21 protein-coding genes are annotated in these 17,157 nt (G+C 71.8%); 20 read left to right on the forward strand and 1 reads right to left on the reverse strand.

The features are described 5' to 3' along the window. The first annotated feature begins 271 nt into the window (after positions 1-271). From QQK22_RS07640 to QQK22_RS07690, 11 genes are all read left to right on the forward strand, one after another. A complete protein-coding gene (locus QQK22_RS07640) occupies positions 272-1,027 on the forward strand; it encodes a hypothetical protein (protein WP_284250390.1) in 756 nt (251 codons plus the stop codon). 15 nt (positions 1,028-1,042) lie between these two features. Beyond that, a complete protein-coding gene (locus QQK22_RS07645; protein ID WP_284250391.1) occupies positions 1,043-1,990 on the forward strand; it encodes a major capsid protein in 948 nt (315 codons plus the stop codon). Between the two features lie 87 nt (positions 1,991-2,077). Further along, positions 2,078-2,512 carry a hypothetical protein gene (locus QQK22_RS07650; RefSeq protein ID WP_284250392.1) on the forward strand — a complete coding sequence of 145 codons (435 nt, stop codon included), beginning with the start codon at positions 2,078-2,080 and terminating at the stop codon, positions 2,510-2,512. Beyond that, the gene (locus QQK22_RS07655) at positions 2,509-2,817 is read left to right on the forward strand and encodes a hypothetical protein (RefSeq protein ID WP_284250393.1); all 309 of its coding nucleotides are present in this window, start codon (positions 2,509-2,511) and stop codon (positions 2,815-2,817) included. Before QQK22_RS07650 ends, QQK22_RS07655 begins: the two co-directional genes overlap by 4 nt. A 200-nt stretch (positions 2,818-3,017) precedes the next feature. After that, complete coding sequence (locus QQK22_RS07660; RefSeq protein ID WP_284250394.1) at positions 3,018-3,425, forward strand: hypothetical protein; 408 nt, start codon at positions 3,018-3,020, stop codon at positions 3,423-3,425. Positions 3,426-3,553: 128 nt separating this feature from the next. Further along, the gene (locus tag QQK22_RS07665; protein ID WP_284250395.1) at positions 3,554-3,748 is read left to right on the forward strand and encodes a hypothetical protein; all 195 of its coding nucleotides are present in this window, start codon (positions 3,554-3,556) and stop codon (positions 3,746-3,748) included. Between the two features lie 25 nt (positions 3,749-3,773). Next, entirely contained in the window at positions 3,774-4,118 is a 345-nt protein-coding gene (locus tag QQK22_RS07670; RefSeq protein WP_284250397.1) for a hypothetical protein, read from the forward strand. Further along, positions 4,115-4,534, forward strand: coding sequence for a minor capsid protein (locus QQK22_RS07675; RefSeq protein WP_284250398.1), 420 nt, complete (start codon positions 4,115-4,117; stop codon positions 4,532-4,534). Before QQK22_RS07670 ends, QQK22_RS07675 begins: the two co-directional genes overlap by 4 nt. Further along, the gene (locus tag QQK22_RS19245) at positions 4,420-5,091 is read left to right on the forward strand and encodes a phage tail tube protein (RefSeq protein ID WP_431310145.1); all 672 of its coding nucleotides are present in this window, start codon (positions 4,420-4,422) and stop codon (positions 5,089-5,091) included. The genes QQK22_RS07675 and QQK22_RS19245 overlap by 115 nt, the downstream gene beginning before the upstream one ends. A 108-nt stretch (positions 5,092-5,199) precedes the next feature. Beyond that, entirely contained in the window at positions 5,200-5,724 is a 525-nt protein-coding gene (locus tag QQK22_RS07685; RefSeq protein WP_284250400.1) for a DUF7426 family protein, read from the forward strand. A 35-nt stretch (positions 5,725-5,759) separates the two neighbouring features. Continuing rightward, positions 5,760-5,966 (forward strand): hypothetical protein, encoded by a 207-nt coding sequence (locus QQK22_RS07690; protein ID WP_284250401.1) that lies wholly within the window; start codon positions 5,760-5,762, stop codon positions 5,964-5,966. On the opposite strand, the gene QQK22_RS07695 is transcribed toward QQK22_RS07690, so the two are convergent. Further along, entirely contained in the window at positions 5,947-6,255 is a 309-nt protein-coding gene (locus tag QQK22_RS07695; protein WP_284250402.1) for a hypothetical protein, read from the reverse strand. The two genes, QQK22_RS07690 and QQK22_RS07695, sit on opposite strands and share 20 nt — an antisense overlap. Before the next feature lie 25 nt (positions 6,256-6,280). On the opposite strand from QQK22_RS07695, the gene QQK22_RS07700 reads away from it, so the two are divergent. From QQK22_RS07700 to QQK22_RS07740, 9 genes are all read left to right on the forward strand, one after another. Then, on the forward strand, positions 6,281-9,292 hold the full coding sequence (locus tag QQK22_RS07700; RefSeq protein ID WP_284250403.1) for a tape measure protein: 3,012 nt from the start codon (positions 6,281-6,283) through the stop codon (positions 9,290-9,292). Further along, on the forward strand, positions 9,292-9,957 hold the full coding sequence (locus QQK22_RS07705; RefSeq protein ID WP_284250404.1) for a hypothetical protein: 666 nt from the start codon (positions 9,292-9,294) through the stop codon (positions 9,955-9,957). The genes QQK22_RS07700 and QQK22_RS07705 overlap by 1 nt, the downstream gene beginning before the upstream one ends. A 347-nt stretch (positions 9,958-10,304) precedes the next feature. Further along, the gene (locus QQK22_RS07710) at positions 10,305-11,108 is read left to right on the forward strand and encodes a hypothetical protein (protein WP_284250405.1); all 804 of its coding nucleotides are present in this window, start codon (positions 10,305-10,307) and stop codon (positions 11,106-11,108) included. Continuing rightward, positions 11,108-12,235, forward strand: a complete 1,128-nt coding sequence (locus QQK22_RS07715; protein WP_284250406.1) for a hypothetical protein — start codon at positions 11,108-11,110, stop codon at positions 12,233-12,235. The genes QQK22_RS07710 and QQK22_RS07715 overlap by 1 nt, the downstream gene beginning before the upstream one ends. A gap of 16 nt (positions 12,236-12,251) precedes the next feature. Continuing rightward, entirely contained in the window at positions 12,252-12,701 is a 450-nt protein-coding gene (locus QQK22_RS07720) for a hypothetical protein (RefSeq protein ID WP_284250407.1), read from the forward strand. Between the two features lie 181 nt (positions 12,702-12,882). Beyond that, a complete protein-coding gene (locus tag QQK22_RS07725; RefSeq protein WP_284250408.1) occupies positions 12,883-13,632 on the forward strand; it encodes a hypothetical protein in 750 nt (249 codons plus the stop codon). A 78-nt stretch (positions 13,633-13,710) separates the two neighbouring features. After that, entirely contained in the window at positions 13,711-15,972 is a 2,262-nt protein-coding gene (locus QQK22_RS07730; protein ID WP_284250409.1) for an SGNH/GDSL hydrolase family protein, read from the forward strand. 11 nt (positions 15,973-15,983) lie between these two features. Then, on the forward strand, positions 15,984-16,205 hold the full coding sequence (locus tag QQK22_RS07735; RefSeq protein ID WP_284250410.1) for a hypothetical protein: 222 nt from the start codon (positions 15,984-15,986) through the stop codon (positions 16,203-16,205). Continuing rightward, positions 16,205-17,155 (forward strand): N-acetylmuramoyl-L-alanine amidase, encoded by a 951-nt coding sequence (locus QQK22_RS07740; protein WP_284250411.1) that lies wholly within the window; start codon positions 16,205-16,207, stop codon positions 17,153-17,155. The genes QQK22_RS07735 and QQK22_RS07740 overlap by 1 nt, the downstream gene beginning before the upstream one ends. The last annotated feature ends 2 nt before the right edge of the window (positions 17,156-17,157 follow it).

The raw sequence follows: 17,157 nt of genomic DNA on the forward strand, positions 1-17,157 counted from the left end.
CGAGAGCGGGGTGCGCACGGTCGCACCTCACGTTCGTGCACTGCGCAGTCGTCCTGATCCATGTGTCGGACCCGTCGAAGGGCTCATCGAGCAGCCAGTTCTGCACGACTCGCGACCCGCACCGGTCGCATCGCTTCGCATGCGGCGTCTGCTTCATCTTCACCGAGCCTGCCCCTTCCCTCTCGCGCCCGCGACACGACGTCGTAGGCGTCCTCGGCGACCGTATCGGCGGCCGCCGACATCCACACCCCGAACGGTCCAGGAGGCCGCCATGACCCGACCCAGCAGCTACGTTCCCGCCACGAGCGTCATCGACATCACCGCCCCGGGTGGAATCGAGGCGCTGCTCGCGTTCCAGCGCGCGCGCTTCGGTGACGCCACCATGATGGCCGACGGCGACGGCGGCGATCCCGCGGGAGGGTCGGACCCCGCGGGCACGGACCCTGCCGGCGACGACCCCGCCGACCCGGCGGCGAGTAGCGATCCCGCGGGCGCGGACCCCGCGGAGGCGGAGAACGTCGAGCAGCTCCCCGCGTGGGCGCAGAAGCTCATCCGCGACACCCGCTCCGAGGCCGCCGGCCACCGGACCAAGGCCAACGACCAGCTCCAGGCGATCGGGAAGGCACTGGGCCTCGTGAAGGACGGCGACGGCGCCCCGACCGTCGAGTCCCTCACCCAGCAGCTCACCGAGGCCACGACCGTCAGCGCCACGGCCACTGAGGCCGCGCGTGCCGCGCAGGTCGAGCTCGCCGTATACCGCGCCGCCGCCACCCACCACGGCGACCCCGGCGCCCTCCTCGACTCCCGCTCCTTCCTGGCGAAGGTGTCGGACCTGGACCCCGCCGACCAGGCGTTCCAGACCAAGGTCGACGCCGCCATCAAGGCCGCCGTCGACGCCAACCCCAAGCTCAAGGCCGTCCAGGTGGCGGCCCGTAGCGGAAGCGACCTGGCCGGCGGGACCGGCGAAGGCAAGAGCCGCACCCCGAAGTCCCTCACCGACGCCGTCGCGAACGCGTACGGCGACTAGCCACCAGGAGCACACATGCCCGTCACCGTCGCCCAGGCTCAGCAGAACGCCACCGACGACCTCGACCTCTCGGTCATCGACGAGTTCCGCACCAACGACATCCTCGACCTCGTCACCTTCGACGACGTCGTCAACCCCGCCGGCGGCGGCGGAACCCTCACCTACGGCTACCGGCGCCTCGCCGAGCTCGGCACCGCCGCGTTCCGCGCCATCAACGCCGAGTACGCCCCGACCGAGGTCTCCACCACGCGGCACAGCGTCGACCTCAAGCCGCTCGGCGGCGCGTTCCAGGTCGACCGCGTCCTGTCCCGCATGGGCCCCGGCGCCACCGGCGAGGTCGCCCTGCAGATGGGCCAGAAGATCCGCGCGACGCAGGCCGAGTTCGGCAACGCCGTCATCAACGGCGACAGCAGCGCGGACGAGGACTCCTTCGACGGCCTGTCCAAGGCCCTCGCCGGGTCCACCACCGAGATCACCGACACCTTCGACTGGTCCGGCACGACCGACGAGGCCCAGTCGTTCGCGATCCTCGAGGCCCTCGACGACATCCTCGCGGTCCTCGACGGCGACCCCGGCGCGATCATCACCAACCGCCGCGCGATCGCCAAGATCGCCTCGGCCGCCCGCCGCGCCAACATGTACGTCGAGCAGGTCGGCCCCCGCTCCACGCGCATCCGCCAGTACGGCGGCATCCGCCTCGTCGACGCCGGAAAGCGCGCCGGCCAGAACGCCGACGTCGTCCCGGTCCGCTCCGGGGGCCTGACCGAGCTGTACGCGGTCCGGTTCGGCCTGGACGCCTTCCACGGCGTCTCGATGGCCGGCGCTCCCCTGGTCCAGACGTGGCTGCCCGACTTCTCCAAGGCCGGCGCCGTGAAGACCGGTGAGGTCGAGATGGGCCCCGTCGCGGTCGTCCTCAAGAAGACCAAGGCCGCGGCGGTCGCCCGCTCGGTCAAGGTCGCCTGACCCGGCCCCTGGTCACCAGCTGGCGGCGCCGCACCCCTGTGGCGCCGCCAGCACCCCACGGCACGAAACGGACCTGGGAGGGTCACCATGAGCATCAAGATCACCAGCCCCATCGAGGGCTTCACCGGCAAGAGCGTCTTCGGCCCCACCACCGTCACCTTCGACAAGGGCGTGGCCGAGCTCGAGGACCTGTCCACGCCGCTGCGCGCGTACCTCGAGACGAAGGGGTACACGATCGAGGGCGTGGAGGTGGGGCCGTTCGACCCCGCCAAGCACAAGGCCGACGACGTCATCGACTACCTCGCCGGTCTCGACCGTTCCGACGAGGCCGGGCGCGCGGAGTTCGACCGGGTGGCCGCTGCGGAGCGCGCCAGCGAGAAGCCGCGTGCCGGCGTCCTCAAGGCGATCGAGAAGGCCGAGGCCGACGCCGCGGCCGCCGAGGCGAAGGAGCAGGAGGAGGCCGCCGCGAAGGCAGCCGCCGCCCAGGCCTCCCTCGACGCCCAGGGCGGTGACGGCGCGTGAGCACCCCCATCGACCCCCGCACTCTCGAGCCCGAGCAGATCGGGACGCGGCTGCGCGACGCCGCCGTCGACCCCCGCTCGGGCGACTTCCTGGCGCCGTCAAACGCCGGCGCAGCCGGGGAGCTCGGGAACCCTCACGGCCCCACGGTCGTGTCCCCCGGGCTGCACGGCGACGAGTCCGTCCGGTCCATCCGGCCCGGGCTCGTGTCCGGCGACCCTGCGACGCAGTCGAGCGAGGAGCACGGGCAGCTGCAGGCCGACCAGCCGCAGACCGCGGTGCCCGACGGCGACGGCCCGGCGCTGTGACCAGCGTCGACCTCTGAGCCGGCCGGGCCGCACCCACCCATCACGTGGGTGCGACCCGGCCACGGTGGTGGGCGTCAACACGGTCCCGGCAACGCCATCGCGAACCTGCCGTGAAGGCCGCTTGGGGGTTTCCCGCCGGGCCTTTCGCTCCCTGTAGCAGCGCGTCCTGCGCCCACCACCACACCCCACCTGGAGGCCCCGTGAACGTCTACGCCACCACCACGGACCTCGCCTCCGCCCCCTGGAACCTCGACCTCGACGAACGGGCCGCGCACGCCCTCCTGACCCGCGCCACGGTCAAGGTCCGCCAGCTCACCCTCACCGCCGTCTACGCCACCGACCCCGATGGTCGCGCGAGCGACCCCGCCGTCGTCGACGCGCTGCGGGACGCGACCTGCGCGCAGGCGGCCTGGTTCGACGAGACCGGCGACACCGGGTCCGGCGCCGCCGGCCGCTACAACACCATGAGCCTCGGGTCCGCGTCCCTGTCCGGCGGCGGCACCGGGTCCGGCGCGAACACGACCGCGGCGACCGCGCAGTTCAGCCCCGAGGCCGTCTCGATCCTGCAGAACGCGGGCCTGACCCAGGGCGGTGCCCGCTCGTGGTGAGCCTCCCCGCGATCCTGACCCCACACGCCGTGACCGTCCGCCGTCTGACGGGTGAGGGCGCGCACGGACCGGTCCACGCTGGCCCCGTCACACTGCGCCGGGTCCGGGTCGAAGCGACCACGCGTCTCGTGCGTGACCGCACCGGTGCGGAGACGACGTCGACGGCGCGCCTGTTCACCCGGCCCGAGCACGGCCCCGTTCCACCCGGCTCCCTCGTCCTCCTCGACGAGGGCACTGCGTTGGAGCGGTGGGCGACCGTCATCAGCGCCGCCCACCAGTACACGCCGCCGGCACCTGAGCACTACGACCACGCCCTCACCTGACCCGCCGCTTGGAGGTGGTGCCGCCGTGACCGCGAAGATCACTTGGAACGGGCCCGAGGCGAAGGCCGCCGCGCGCCGCGCCACCGGCCGCGGGCTCGCCAACGCCGCCGAGGTCGTCCTCGCGGCCTCGCGTGAGGTCGTCCCGATCGAGGAAGCGACCCTGTCCCGCTCCGGCGCGTCCAGCGTCGACGAGGCCGAGATGGTCGCCGCCGTCTCCTACGACACCCCGTACGCCGTCATCCAGCACGAGCGCACCGACTTCCGCCACGACGCCGGCCGCACCGCGAAGTACCTCGAGGCCCCGCTCCTGGCCACGCGCGCGCAGCAGCAGGCAGCGATCGCGCAGGCGCTCCAGGGCGGCCTCGGATGATCGACCTCACCCTCGTCCTCACCGCAGCCGCAGGCAGGCTCGCGGCCGCCGGCGTCGCCGACTACGAACCCGACGGCGTCTACCCGTCGGGAGCGACCGGGGTCGTGCTGAAGAACATGCCCACCGGGCCCGACCGTGTCGTCGTCCTGAACGCCTACCAGCCCGGCGGCACCCCCGACCCGAACGACCCGGTCGAGACGGTCATGCTGCAGCTGCGAACCCGCGGCATCGCCTACCCGCCGACCGACGTCGACGACCTCGCCGAAGCCGCCGTCGCGGCCCTGTCCGGGCACCGCGCCGTGTGGCCGGGCCTGTACGTGTCCCGGTCCTACCGGATCAGCAGCGCGCAGCTCGGCGCCGACCAGAACCGCCGCCAGGAGCGGACGGACAACCTGCACCTCACCCTGACCCGCTGACCCCCAGGCGGGGCACCAGCACACCACCCACCACTCCCTGCCTGGAGGCACCCCATGACCACTCCCCCGTCGCGCCGGCCGCCGAGGACCTCACGTTCTCCTACGAGTACGCCGTCGACATCAACCTCGGCACCCTCACCGACCCGATCTGGCAGCAGTTCCGCGGCATCAGCGCCGTCGACCCGCAGAAGCCGCCGGTGTCGGTCGAGGCCGCCACCTACGACGACCGTGGCGCCCCGAACAGCAAGAAGGTGTCCGTGTCGTTCACGCTCGGGTTCACCGCCCAGGGCCGCCGTCTCGCGTCCGGGTCCTACCGTCCCGAGATCGAGAAGCTCCTCGAGCTCGAGAACGCCGTCGGTGACGCCGCGGTCGGCCACTTCCGCTGGTACGACAACCCGGCCGAGGGGTCCCCGAACCCGTCCGACGCGCACGAGGGCTTCGGCATCGCGACCGTGACCCGGCAGAACACCGGGAACGACCAGGTCGCCGGGTGGACGGTCAACATCGCTGGCCAGGGCCGCCCGACCCGCATCGAGAACCCCGCGCTGGACGACTGACCGTCCTCGCGTCCTGATCGCCCGTGGGCGGCGCCGTCGTCGGGTCGACGCCGCCCACGGGTCACCACCCGACACCCACCCGACGAACCCCGACAGGAGCGCCCGACCATGACGCTGAAGGACCTCACCGCACACCTCGTCCCCCCGCTGCACATCCCCTACGCCGGGACGACCTACGAGGTGCAGCCGCCGAGCAAGGACACCGGGCTCAAGCTCGCCGCGATCAACGCCGCCGGCGTCGCCACCTACGCCTCCGTGATCCAGGCGTGCCCCACCTGCGGCCACTCCGGCTCCCCCGAGCTCCCCAACTCCACGCGCGAGCTGCTGGAGTCGATGGGCGAGGCCGAGGTCGCCCCGCTCGCGCTCGGCCAGGACGTCTACGACCAGATGCTCGCCGACCGCGTTCCGGGCCCGCACATCGACAAGTTCGGGCTCTACGCCCTCTACTACTGGACGCTCGGTGAGGCGACGGCCGACGCGATCTTCGAGGCGCAGCTGACCGGTGGTGGTGCGTCGGGGGAAGCCGCGGTTTCGGGCCGGACTTCGACCCCGAGGCCTGGGCCCCGTACGGCATCGGCGAACCCGACGAGACGGGTGTCTACCCGCGCTACCGGGGCACTCCGGCGTCGCTGAAGCCACCCGCCGCAGCCGCCCCGTCAGCGGCCGGTGTGCGCGTCGGGTGGGGCGACATCCTCGAGCGCTGGTCCACCGTGATGGTCGACCTGCACGAGGTCTACGGCGCCGACTGGGACGACCCCGGCCTGGTCCGGGCGTGGCCGTGGTGGCGCGCCCGGATCTGGGGGCTGCTCGGATCGGAGCGTTCGCGGTTGCGCCGCGAGCTCACCCCGCCGCCGGCTACAGCACGACGAGGATGAACACCAGCGCGGCCACCGCCACGACGCCCGCGATGACCCACTCGCGCCTGCGCTCCTCCGGCGTCTTCGCCGCCTGACGCGCCGCCGCCGCGGCCCGCTGCTCCGCCTTGTAGCCCTTCCGGCGCCGCAGCGTCACCTGGTCGCTCGCGCGCAGCAGCGGGCCCCGGGTCGTCTCCACGACTTCCCACCCGTCGCGCGCCTCCCGGTTCAGGGTCCGCTGCCGCCCACGCGGGTTGTTCATCGGCGCCTTCACGACGCGGTAGTCCCACTGCTCGTCCATGCGAGCCACCCAACCACGAGAAGGGGGCTCACGCATGGCGCTCACCGTCGGCGAGCTCGTCGCGTACATCCGCGCGGACGGCACCCAGTTCGATCAGCAGGTCGACCGCTCCGGCCAGAAGTTCACTGCTCTCGGCACCATCGTCACCGGCGGGACGAAGGCGATCGCGTCCGCGTTCACCGCCACCACGGGCGCCGTCACCGCCCTCGGGGTGTCTGTCTTCAAGGTCGGCGCCGACTACAACCGGCTCCAGCAGTCCTCGCGTGCCGCGCTCTCCACCCTCCTCGGTGGCGCGGAGGCCGCGAACGAGCAGATGGACAAGCTCGACGACTTCGCGCGCAACAGCCCGTTCGCGAAGCAGGTGTTCATCACCGCCCAGCAGCAGCTGCTCGGATTCGGTGTCGAAGCCAGCCGTGTCCTGCCGATCATGGACGCCGTCCAGAACGCCGTCGCCGCCGTCGGAGGCAGCAACGACCAGGTGTCCCAGGTGACCTACGCCCTCGCCCAGATGCAGGGCCAGGGCAAGCTCACCGGCGAGACCCTGAACCAGCTCGGGCAGTACGGCATCGACGCCGCCGGCATCCTCGGCAAGGAGATGGGCAAGACCGGTGCCGAGATCCGCGAGCTCGCGTCCAAGCCCGGCGGGATCGCGGTCGACAAGATCTGGGACCCGCTCGTCGACGGGCTCATGGAGCGGTTCGGTGGCGCGACCGCCAACATCAAGCAGCAGATGGACGGCGCACTCGACCGCGTCAAGGGCGCCCGCCGCGACATCGGGTCCGCCCTCGCAGCCCCGTTCGTCGACCCCAAGGGCGGCGGCATGGCCGTCGAGTGGGTCAACAAGGTCGCCGACACGATGCGCGCCGCAGAGGCCAAGATCAAGCCGCTCGTCGACCTTCTCGTCGACCGTCTCGGCCCCTCGTTCGCGAAGGTCACGCCCCTGCTTGACCGGGTGCGGTCCGGGATCAACGGGTGGGACCTGTCGAAGATCAACGGCCAGCTCGACACCCTGACCGAGTACGGGCCCCTGATCGCTCCTGTCGCTGCCGGGCTCCTCGCGCTCGGCGGGAACACGCTCGGGCTCGGACGCCTCGGCCTCGCGCTGAACCCGGTCGTCGCCGGGATCGTCGGTCTCGTCGCGGCCTCGCCCGAGCTGCGCGCGGCCGGCCGTGACTTCTTCGACGCGCTCGCCCCGCTCCTGCCCGTCGCGAGCGATCTCGCCGTCACGCTCGCGCAGTCGCTCCTCGGGGCGGTCAACGAACTCACGCCGGCCGTCCGGGACATCCTCCTGGCCGGTGCGGACCTGGCGGTCACGTTCGGGGACTCGCTCGGACCCGCCGCGATCGCGGTCGCGGAGTCTCTCGTCCCGATCGCGGGGCTCGTCGCCGACGTCGTCTCCGGCATCGCCGACCTGCCGACCCCCGTCCTGCTCGCGGTGGGCGCGTTCCTCGCGCTGCGGACGATGGGCGCCGTCGGCGCGGTCGAGGCCGTCTGGACCTCCGTGCGCGGACTCGCCACGACGGTCAAGGGCCTGTCGTTCTCGTCCATCGGGACAGGACTGCTGTCGGCCTTCGGCGGCCCGGTCGGCATCGCGATCGCCGCGGTCACGACCGCGCTCACCGTCTGGATGACGAAGACCTCGGAGTCCAAGGCCCGCGTGCGCGAGCTCACGGACGCGATCGACGAGAACACCGGTGCGTGGGGCGAGAACGCGCGCGAGACGACGTACAACATGCTCGAGGCCGCTGGCGCGATCGAGAAGGCGAAGGCCGCGGGCGTCGATCTAGCGGACGTCGTCTCAGCCTCGCTCGACCCTCAGTCCGAAGCGGCTGAACGTCTGAAGACGCAGCTCGCGGAGCTCCAGGAGGCGTACACCGACATCATCGACACCGAGGGCGCGGACAGCTACGACGCGCTCTTCGGTGACAGCGCCACGAAGTACCAGGCGCTGGTGGACCTGATGATCGAGATCGGCGTCGTACAGGATGAGGCCGGTCAGGCGCAGGAGGCGTTCGCAGACAAGCAGCGCGCCGGCATCGTCGCGACCGACGCGCACACGGCCGCTCTGCGCGAGAACACGAACGAGCTGCGCAACGCCGGCGACGCCAACCTGTCGGCCGCCGAGGCAGCTGCCCGGTACGTCGAGGCGCAGGACCGTGCGACCACCGCGGTCCAGGCGAAAAAGGACGCCGAGGCCGAGCACACCCGGGTCATGGAGGACGCCAACTCCACCGAGGAGCAGCGCACCGAGGCCACGGAGAACTTCGAGAAGGCCACCCGCGACGCCGACTCCGCGATCCGTGACCAGGTGCGGTCGGCGTTCAGCGACATCGACGCGAAGCAGAAGCAGAACGCCTCCACCAGCGACCTCGTCGCAGCCGTGTACGCGGCCCGTGAGTCGTTCATCGCCCAGAGGATCGCGATGGGTGACACGCAGGAGGAGGCCGTCGCGCTCGCCGACTCCTACGGCCTCATCCCGGAGTCGGTCGTGACGACCGTCGAGCTCGAGGACTACGTCACCAGCAACCTGTCCACGATCGTGCGGCAGCTTCAGGCCTTCGACGGGAAGACGTACACGGCGATCGCCCGCGTGGACCAGCAGGGCAACACCCGGTCCCAGTACTTCCCCGGCAGCGGCCTCACGATGAGCCACGACGGCAACCTGCTGGAGATGATGCACAACGGCGGGGTCCGTGGCCGGCGCCTGACGCCGATGTCGCCGATCGCGCAGATGGTCGCCCCGAACTCCTGGCGGGTCGTGGGTGACCGTGCGGTCGACGACGAGGCGTACATCCCGATCAACCACTCCTCGCGGTCGCTCGCGATCCTCGACGAGACCGCGCGGCGACTCGGGAAAGTCGTCCTGCCGATGCACGACGGCGGCGTCACCTCCGGACGTTCCACCGCGGCCGCGCAGGCCCCAGCGGCCGGGTACGGGACGAAGGTCGACGTGCACATCTCGGACGCCTCCCACGCGCTCTCGACCGGGTACACGGTCGCGAGGGTGCTCGACCGGACCACGACCGAGCTGGGGAGGGCCACCTGATGACCTACCAGCGCCTCCGGCTCGGAGGGGTCACGGTCAGCGGCACCGGCACGGACGGCGTCGAGTTCCGGGTTCGCCCGAACATCGAAGGCTGGTGGGGGTCGCCGACGGCGCAGCACACCGTCACGAGACGCGCCGCCGGTCACGGTTCGTGGGCTGGTCTCACGACCCTGGCGCCACGGGTGCTGGTCGTGTCTGGGCTGCTGCTGGGGCCGGAGCATTCGCTCGTGGTGGCGGCGCTCGGGCGGCTCAAGAGCCTGGCGACGCGAACCGACACGACGTTCGAGGTCGAGACGCCCGCCGGGTCGAAGCTGGCTACGGCGCGGCGTGACGGCGAGGTCATGGTGACCTGGCACTCCGACATTGCCGCGACGGTGTCGCTGCAGCTCCTCGCGACAGACCCGTGCATCTACGGGGCGCTGCAGCGCACCGTGCTCAAGGCCCCGTCCGCTGCGGGCGGGTTGGAGTACCCGCTGGAGTACGACCTCGACTACGCGACGCCGCTGGACCAGCAGTCGTCGGCGTCCCTGGTCAACGCCGGCGACGAGGACTCCTGGCCTGTGTTCGTGGCTCACGGCCCCTGGCCGGGGGTCTGCAGATCCTCGCGGAGAACGGGCAGATCGTCCGCTACCAGCAGACGATCTACGCCGGCCAGGCGGTCGTGATCGACTCGAGGTCCCGGACCGCGTCGCTGGGTGGCGTGGACCAGTCGCAGTACCTCACGCGCCGCGGCTGGTCGTCGATCCCACCCGGGGGTCGCTGCGCCTGAACGTGATGCAGGACGGCGGGACCGACTCGCGAGGCTGGGTTGACGTCGAGTGGCGCGACACCTGGCTCTGACCCCACCCACCCCCTTTCCGTGACCCCGACGTGTCGGGGCGCGCTCTGCTGCCCTGGAGGCGAACATGACCGGTGCCCTCGGAGTCTCGACCCGCCTGATCAACGGGGTGAAGTCGGGGCTGTCGGCGCTCGAGCACCGCCGGATCCTGGCGGGCGAGCGCACCCCGGGATCGTGGTGGGCTGCAAGGTCGACCCTGACCAGGTCGCGCTGCGCTACTACTACCACGCGGGCGCGGTCGCGGCCTCGCGCTCGACCGCGGACGGGCTCACCGTCGGGTGGCAGGGCGGCGGCGTGATCGAGAACGTCCCGGCGGGTGGGCCGCTGCCGCGTGTGGACACGATCTACGCGCTGCAGCTCAACCCCGAGCACGGCGACGCGACGAACGACCTGGTCGTGCGGATCGCTCACGGGACGCCGTCGTCGAACCCGCGCTGGCCGGTCCTGCCCGTGGGCGGTGTGGAGCTCGGCTCGTACCTGATGCCGGCGGGCGCCACGGCGACCGGGCAGGCGACGGCGTATTCCACGGGGCGTAAGTCGGTCCTGATCGACTCGGCCGCGGGTGTCCTGTTCCAGAAGGTCGACCCGAACAACGGCTCCTACGGCACCACGGGTGGCGTCTGGATTCAGGGCGAGATCGAGGTGCCGACGAAGCGGCTGCTCGTGTACACCGCCGACATGAAGATCCGTGTTGTCGCGGGAACGTCCGGCGCGGACCCGGAGGAGCTGCAGATGGTCATGCGCCCCGTCCTGGACGACGAGGCGTTCGCTGAGTCCTTCAGCGACCCGATCACGTCGCTCTCGGCCAACTTCTACTCGCCGTCGTTCACGTGGCGCAGAGAAGTCGACCCGGGGCGTCACACCGTCGGCCTCTACTACGGGCGGGCGTGGGGGCAGGCGATCCCGCACGGGGTCTACGACGGTGGGCTGCGGCAGGGGACGGCGCTGACGATCACCGACGGTGGTGTGGTCGCCTGATGTGGTCGCTGTTCCTGTTCGACACCACCTCGGGCAGGCTCGGCCGACAGCTTCCCCTCCCCGCACTGTCGTGGACGCGCACGATCGGTGACTCCACCATCCTCGGCGGCGGCCAGGGCTCGCAGGGAGCGAAGCTGACGTTCCCGGTCGGTGTGTTCGACGTCGAGGGGCAGCGGCCTCACCCGGTCGATCTGCACTCGACCCTCATGCCCGTCGAGCGGGGCGTCGTCCTGATGTGGGCGGACCGGCCCTGGGTGGCTGGCCTGATCGGGGATCGTTCCGACTCGCGCGAGGAGATCGCGTTCCCGGTCGAGAGCCTCACGTCCTCGGTCCTGTCCCGGCGCCTGGCGTCCCCGGACCTCACGGATGGACTCGCGACATCGACGCGGGGGTGGTCAGGGCTGGGCCGCGGCACGCTCGTGAAGCGCGTCGTCCAGGCTGGGCTCGAGCGGGGCGGCCTGCCAATCACGTTCGACGAGGACGAGGCCGGGCCGCACTCGCTGACCGTCGCCGGCTACGACCTCGCCAACGCCCGCGTCTCGGACCTGATCCGCAAGATCAGCCACGAGGACGGCGGACCCGACGTCGACCTGCGCCCCTACCTCACCGGTGACGGGACGCTGGCCTGGCACCTGTACACCGGCCGGGACGCCTACCCCCACATCCGTCAGGTGACCGTGCACGCGATCACCGAGGGGATGCTGCTGGACCTGCGCCAGGTCGTGTCCGGCGCCCAGGTTGCGCACCGGGTCTACGGCACCGGGTCCGGCACGGGCGAGGGCACGCTCCTGTCCCGCATCCAGGACCTCGACGCGGTCCGGGGTGGGTGGCCGCTGATGGAGACGGTCGCGTCCGACACCAGCGCGGACACGCAGGCCCAGGTTGACGCCGTCGCGGCCGCTCACCTGGCCGCGCACAAGGCGCCGCTGCAGCAGTGGGAAGCGACCATCAACGCCGGCGGGCCGATCCCGCCCACCACGATCTGGCCCGGTGACCTCGTCACCCTCGACGTCGCCGGCTTCCCCACGATCGAGGACGGCCGCTACCAGGTCCGCGTCATGGAGATGTCGGGCGACACCTCCGAGCTCGTGCGTCTGAAGTTCGACGCGACCCCCGCCATCTACTGACCCTGGAGGTACCCCTATGCCTGGTGTCGTTTCCCTGCTGCGCGAGCTCGGTGCGGGCCAGTCCACCGGCTGGCGACCCATGACGGCTCACCCCCCGGTCCCTGCGGGTGGGGCTGCGCAGTGGGACGTCGGTGGCGCGTTCGGGTTTGGTGGCCTGTCGACCCGGATCGTCGGGAAGACGGTCTACGGCGAGGGCGTCCTGACGAGCCTCGGGCGCCGGATCGAACCGGGCTTCCGGGGAGCGATCCTCGCGTCGGGCATCCCGCAGCCGACGGCGCGGACCGCGGTCACGGCGTCCCTGCTGACGCAGGACGAGAACCAGTCGGCCGGCGTCATCCCGCTCGGTGGGGTGTCGCTCGGGCGCGCGGATGGCCTGTACCGGGACTCGATCTGCTTCGACAAGTACATCGGGACGACGGGGCAGACCACGCGGCTGATCCTGTCGTTCTCCTACCTGCTTCCCTGATGCAGCACCGCGACCTGACACCCCAGCTGGGGGCGGTGCTGGGGGTGTTGACGCAGCCTGGACGGTCGTCGGTCACGCGTCCGACCGGGACCCAGGTGGCCCAGGCTCCTGATGGTGGCCGGGTCGTTCTCGGGCCGGACGCGCCCCGGGGGCCGCGTCGCGGCGTCCGGGCGGGGACCTGATGCCGCTCCTGACCGAGGACGCTCCTGAGGTCGTCAAGATCGTGGGCGACGTCGGTGCGGCGCAGAGCCGGGCGGACACGGCACACACGCTGATCGCTTCGGCAAATGAGCGGCTCCTGCCGTTGGAGTCCTGGCAGGCGACCGCGCAGCCGCAGCTCGCGTCGCTCACGAACCCGACGACCGGTGTCGGGGCGCGCCTGTTCCCACTCGAGCAGTGGCAGGCGACGGCGCAACCGCAGCTGGCGGGCCTGACGCATCCGACCACGGGCGCGGGCGCCCGCCTGGGGTCGCTGGAGAACTGGCGCACCTCGGCGCAGGGCGACCTGACCAGCGCCGGCGGCCGGCTCTCATCCCTCGAAGGTTTCCGCTCCTCGGCGCAGTCCGATCTGGCCTCGGCCGGTGGACGGCTGTCCACGCTCGAGGGCCAGATGGGTCCGCTCGTGAACCCCTCCACGGGGGTCGGGGCTCGCCTGTCCTCGGCCGAGTCACGGCTCGGCGGCCACGACTCCGACCTCGCTTCGGCGTCGTCACGGATCAACGCCAAGGCCGACCAGTCCGCCGTGAACCTCAAGGCCAACCAGTCCGCGCTGGACGGCACCAACACCCGCGTCGGAAACCTCGAGACGGGCAAGGCCGACGCCTCCACGCTCGCCGCGGAGATCCGCAGCGTCCGAGCCGACTACGCCGCCGCCATCACCGCCGTGCGCGAGTGGGCGGACAACCGCTTCCAGCCCCGCATCTCCGGATGACACCACCGCCCAGGAGGCCCCGCGCATGACCACTCCCCCATCGGCCTCGACCTCCCCGGGAACGTCGGCACCGCACTCGTGCGAGGCCGGTTCCTCCGAGCAGTCATCGACTCCGCCGACGCGGGCCGGAACCCCGACGGCGTCCCGATCGCGGACGCCACCATCACGCTGACCCCGTCGGTGGAGTGGGTTCGGCACGCGACCGCCGACCCGCCCGTGATGATCCAGCTGCGCCCGATCCAGGCCCGCACGGACGCGTACGGGCACATCGTGTCGCCGGCCGACGGCGCCCCCGGGGTCCGCGTGGTGGCGACGGACGACTCGAAGCTGACGCCGACGAACTTCACCTACCGGGTGAAGGTCACGGGCGCCGGTGTCGCGTTGCCGGAGTGGTCGATCGTGGCTCCTGCGGGGGCGATGGTGGACCTGGCGTCTTCCGCGCCGGTGCCGCCGAACCCGGGCGCCGAGATCGCCCGGTGGGTGGCCGTGGTGCGTCAGGTTGAAGGGCTGCGCGACCAGGTCGCGAGCCTGGCGGCGCAGGTGCAGCCGGTGAAGGGCGACCCGGGACAGCCGGGTGCTGACTCGACGGTTCCCGGACCGCCCGGCACCTCGGCCAGGATCGCCGGCGCGACCGTCGTGGGGCTCGCGGCGGGTGCGGCACCGACCGTCGTCGCTGGCGGGACCGAGACGGACCGGACGTTCGAGTTCGGTATCCCCGCCGGCGCTCCGGGCGCTCCGGGCGCTCCGGGCGCTCCGGGCGCGCCTGGGGCTCCCGGGACCACGACCTGGTCGGGGATCACGGACAAGCCGTCTACGTTCGCCCCGACCATCGGGACCACAGCGTCGACGGCGGCGGCCGGGAACCACACCCACACCACCGGCATCCCCGGCACCGCGATCTCCTCGGGCACGATCTCGGCAGCCCGCCTCCCCGCAGCGACCGACACGACGGTCGGCGCAGTCGAGCTCGCCACCACGACCGAGACGACCACCGGCACAGACACGGTCCGGGCTGTCACGCCCGCCGGGGTCAAGGCCGTCACTGACTCGCTGCTGCCCCGCGCCGAGCACGACCCGCACGCGGTCCTGCGACGGCACGTGCAGATGATGCTCGGTGCTGCCGCGGTCTCGTGCGTCCGTGTCGTCGGCGCGGGTTCCTCGACGATGTCGGGCGGTGGCGCGTCCGAGCCGGGGATCAGCGTCGCCGGCGTCGTCGGCCGCGCCCTGCAGGACGCTGCCCGCAGCGTCGGCATCCCCGGCTACAACCCGGTGTGGTCGCACGCCAACCGCGCCCAGGCGACCACGGGCGGCATCCACGTGGTCAACTCGGCCGTCCCCGGGTCGACCGCCAGCAACTACCTGACCGCGACGACCCGGCCCCAGGCCGGCGCGCTGAACCCGCTCCTCGTCATTCACATCGTGGGGTCGAACGACTGGTCCAGCAACGTCAACCCGACCACCTACCGCTCCCAGCTCCTCACGGTCATCAACGCGATCGACGCCGCCTCCACCGGCCCGGTCAAGCCGATGCACCTCCTCGTGCACCAGTTCCCCCGCCTCGACCTGACCAACCCCACCTACACGTGGGAGCAGTACGGGGCGCAGATGCAGTCCCTGGCCCGCGAGCACCCCGACCGCATCGCCTACTTGGACGCCTCCCAGGCGTTCGACCGGGCCGCGATCACGGCCGGGAACCCCTACGGGGGGCTGCTGATGGAGCCGGACCAGATCCACACCCGCGACATGGGCCACCGGATCCTCGCAGGCACCATCGTCGACGCGCTCGGGCTGCGGCCACGCGACCCACGCGGCACCCAGTACGAGACGGTCGACCTCCTCAACCGGGCCGATGGTGCCGTGGGCAACAACTGGACCGCCTACGGAGGCGTCACCTGGACCCTGACCGGGGGCGTCCTGGCACCGTCGGCGGGCGGGTCCCTCATGCGGCAGGTGTGGGTGCCGGACATCGACGTCGCCGCCGAGGTGACCCTGTCGGACACCGCCACCGCCGGGGTCATCTTCCGGGGCGCGGACGACTCCAACCGGTGGTCGCTCGTGATGGGAACCAACGACGTCGCCCTGTGGCGCACCGAGGCCGGTTCCTCCACGCAGATCGCGACCGCGAACGTGGCCAACCCGGCCGGGACGCGTCACATCGTGCGCGCCACCGTCCTGGGCGGCCGGGTTCGCGGCTACGTCGATGGCCGCTGCCTCGTCGATCACACGATGACGTCCACCGACCTGTCGGCGTCCCGGTCCCGGTCGATGGTCGGGGTCCGTGCCCCGCAGAACGGGACCCCTCGGTTCCATCGTTTCGCCGCCCAGTCCCTCACCGAGTAGGAGAACCCCTCATGGCCTCGAAGACCATCACCCGTTCCCAGTACGTCGAAGCGCTCGAGGCGCTGGGCCTGAACCCGCACACCGTGAGCCAGCTCGTCGTGTCGGGCACGAGCGTGTCGGTTCGCACGATCGTGACCGGCGAGGACGGCCGCGCGGACCTCGTGTACGGCCAGTTCCACATCACCGACGACGTCCTCACGGTCGTCGACGACCCGCCCGCCGAGGCCTCCTGATGACGTTCTTCCAGGACCACAGCCAGAAGCGTGCCCAGTGGCAGCCGAAGCGCCGCAACGGGGCGACGGCGTCGGGCACGACGGTGATCCACACCTACGAGGCCCCGGCCGGCCGGACAGCGAGGCAGGGCGCGGACTACTTCCTCACCCGCGACAACCCGGCTTCGTACCACTACCTGTGCGACGCGCTCGGCGGCGCGCTGCAGCTCGCGCCCTGGTCGGCCGAGACGTGGCACGACACGGCCTCGAACAACTGGTCGGTCGGGATCAGCATGATGACCCGCGCCGCGGACTGGCCCGACCTGACCGACGAGCAGCGCGACCACCTCGTGCACGGCGCAGCACTCGGGGCGCACCGCTACTCGCGCTGGCGCGTCTCCCAGGGCCTGGCCCCGGTGCCCGCACGGCGCATCACTCGCGAGCAGGCCATGCGCCGCGAGGCCGGCTTCATCGAGCACGGCGAGATGGACCCCGGCCGCCGCTCCGACCCGGGCAAGCACTTCCCCTGGGAGCAGTTCCTCACCTACTTCCGCCGCCTCGAGAGCGGCACCAACCCGTCCGAGGAGGACGACATGAGTCAGGCCGACGTCGAGCAGGTCAACGACTACCTCGACCAGCGCATCAAGGACCTGTTCGGGACGCAGACGCTGCGGCAGATCGTGGCCGAGGAGGTCGACCGTGCCGGCGGGAACATCACCCGGTACACCGACCGCCGCGTCACCGATCTGCACCGTGAGTCGTTCAAGCGACGCGACGAGGTCGGTCGCTACCTCGATCACGTCGCCGCGGCCGCCGTCGGTCAGGTGCTCGCGGGGATCAAGGCGGTCCCGGGCGTGGACGCTGCCGCGATCGAGCGCGCCGGCGACGAGGCGGTGTCGCGGATCAGTGAGGCCCTCTCGGGAATGACCGCGAAGGTCGTGCTCGACCTGCCCGAGCACACCAAGGACTGACG

Source organism: Litorihabitans aurantiacus, assembly GCF_030161595.1.
Classification (GTDB): domain Bacteria; phylum Actinomycetota; class Actinomycetes; order Actinomycetales; family Beutenbergiaceae; genus Litorihabitans; species Litorihabitans aurantiacus.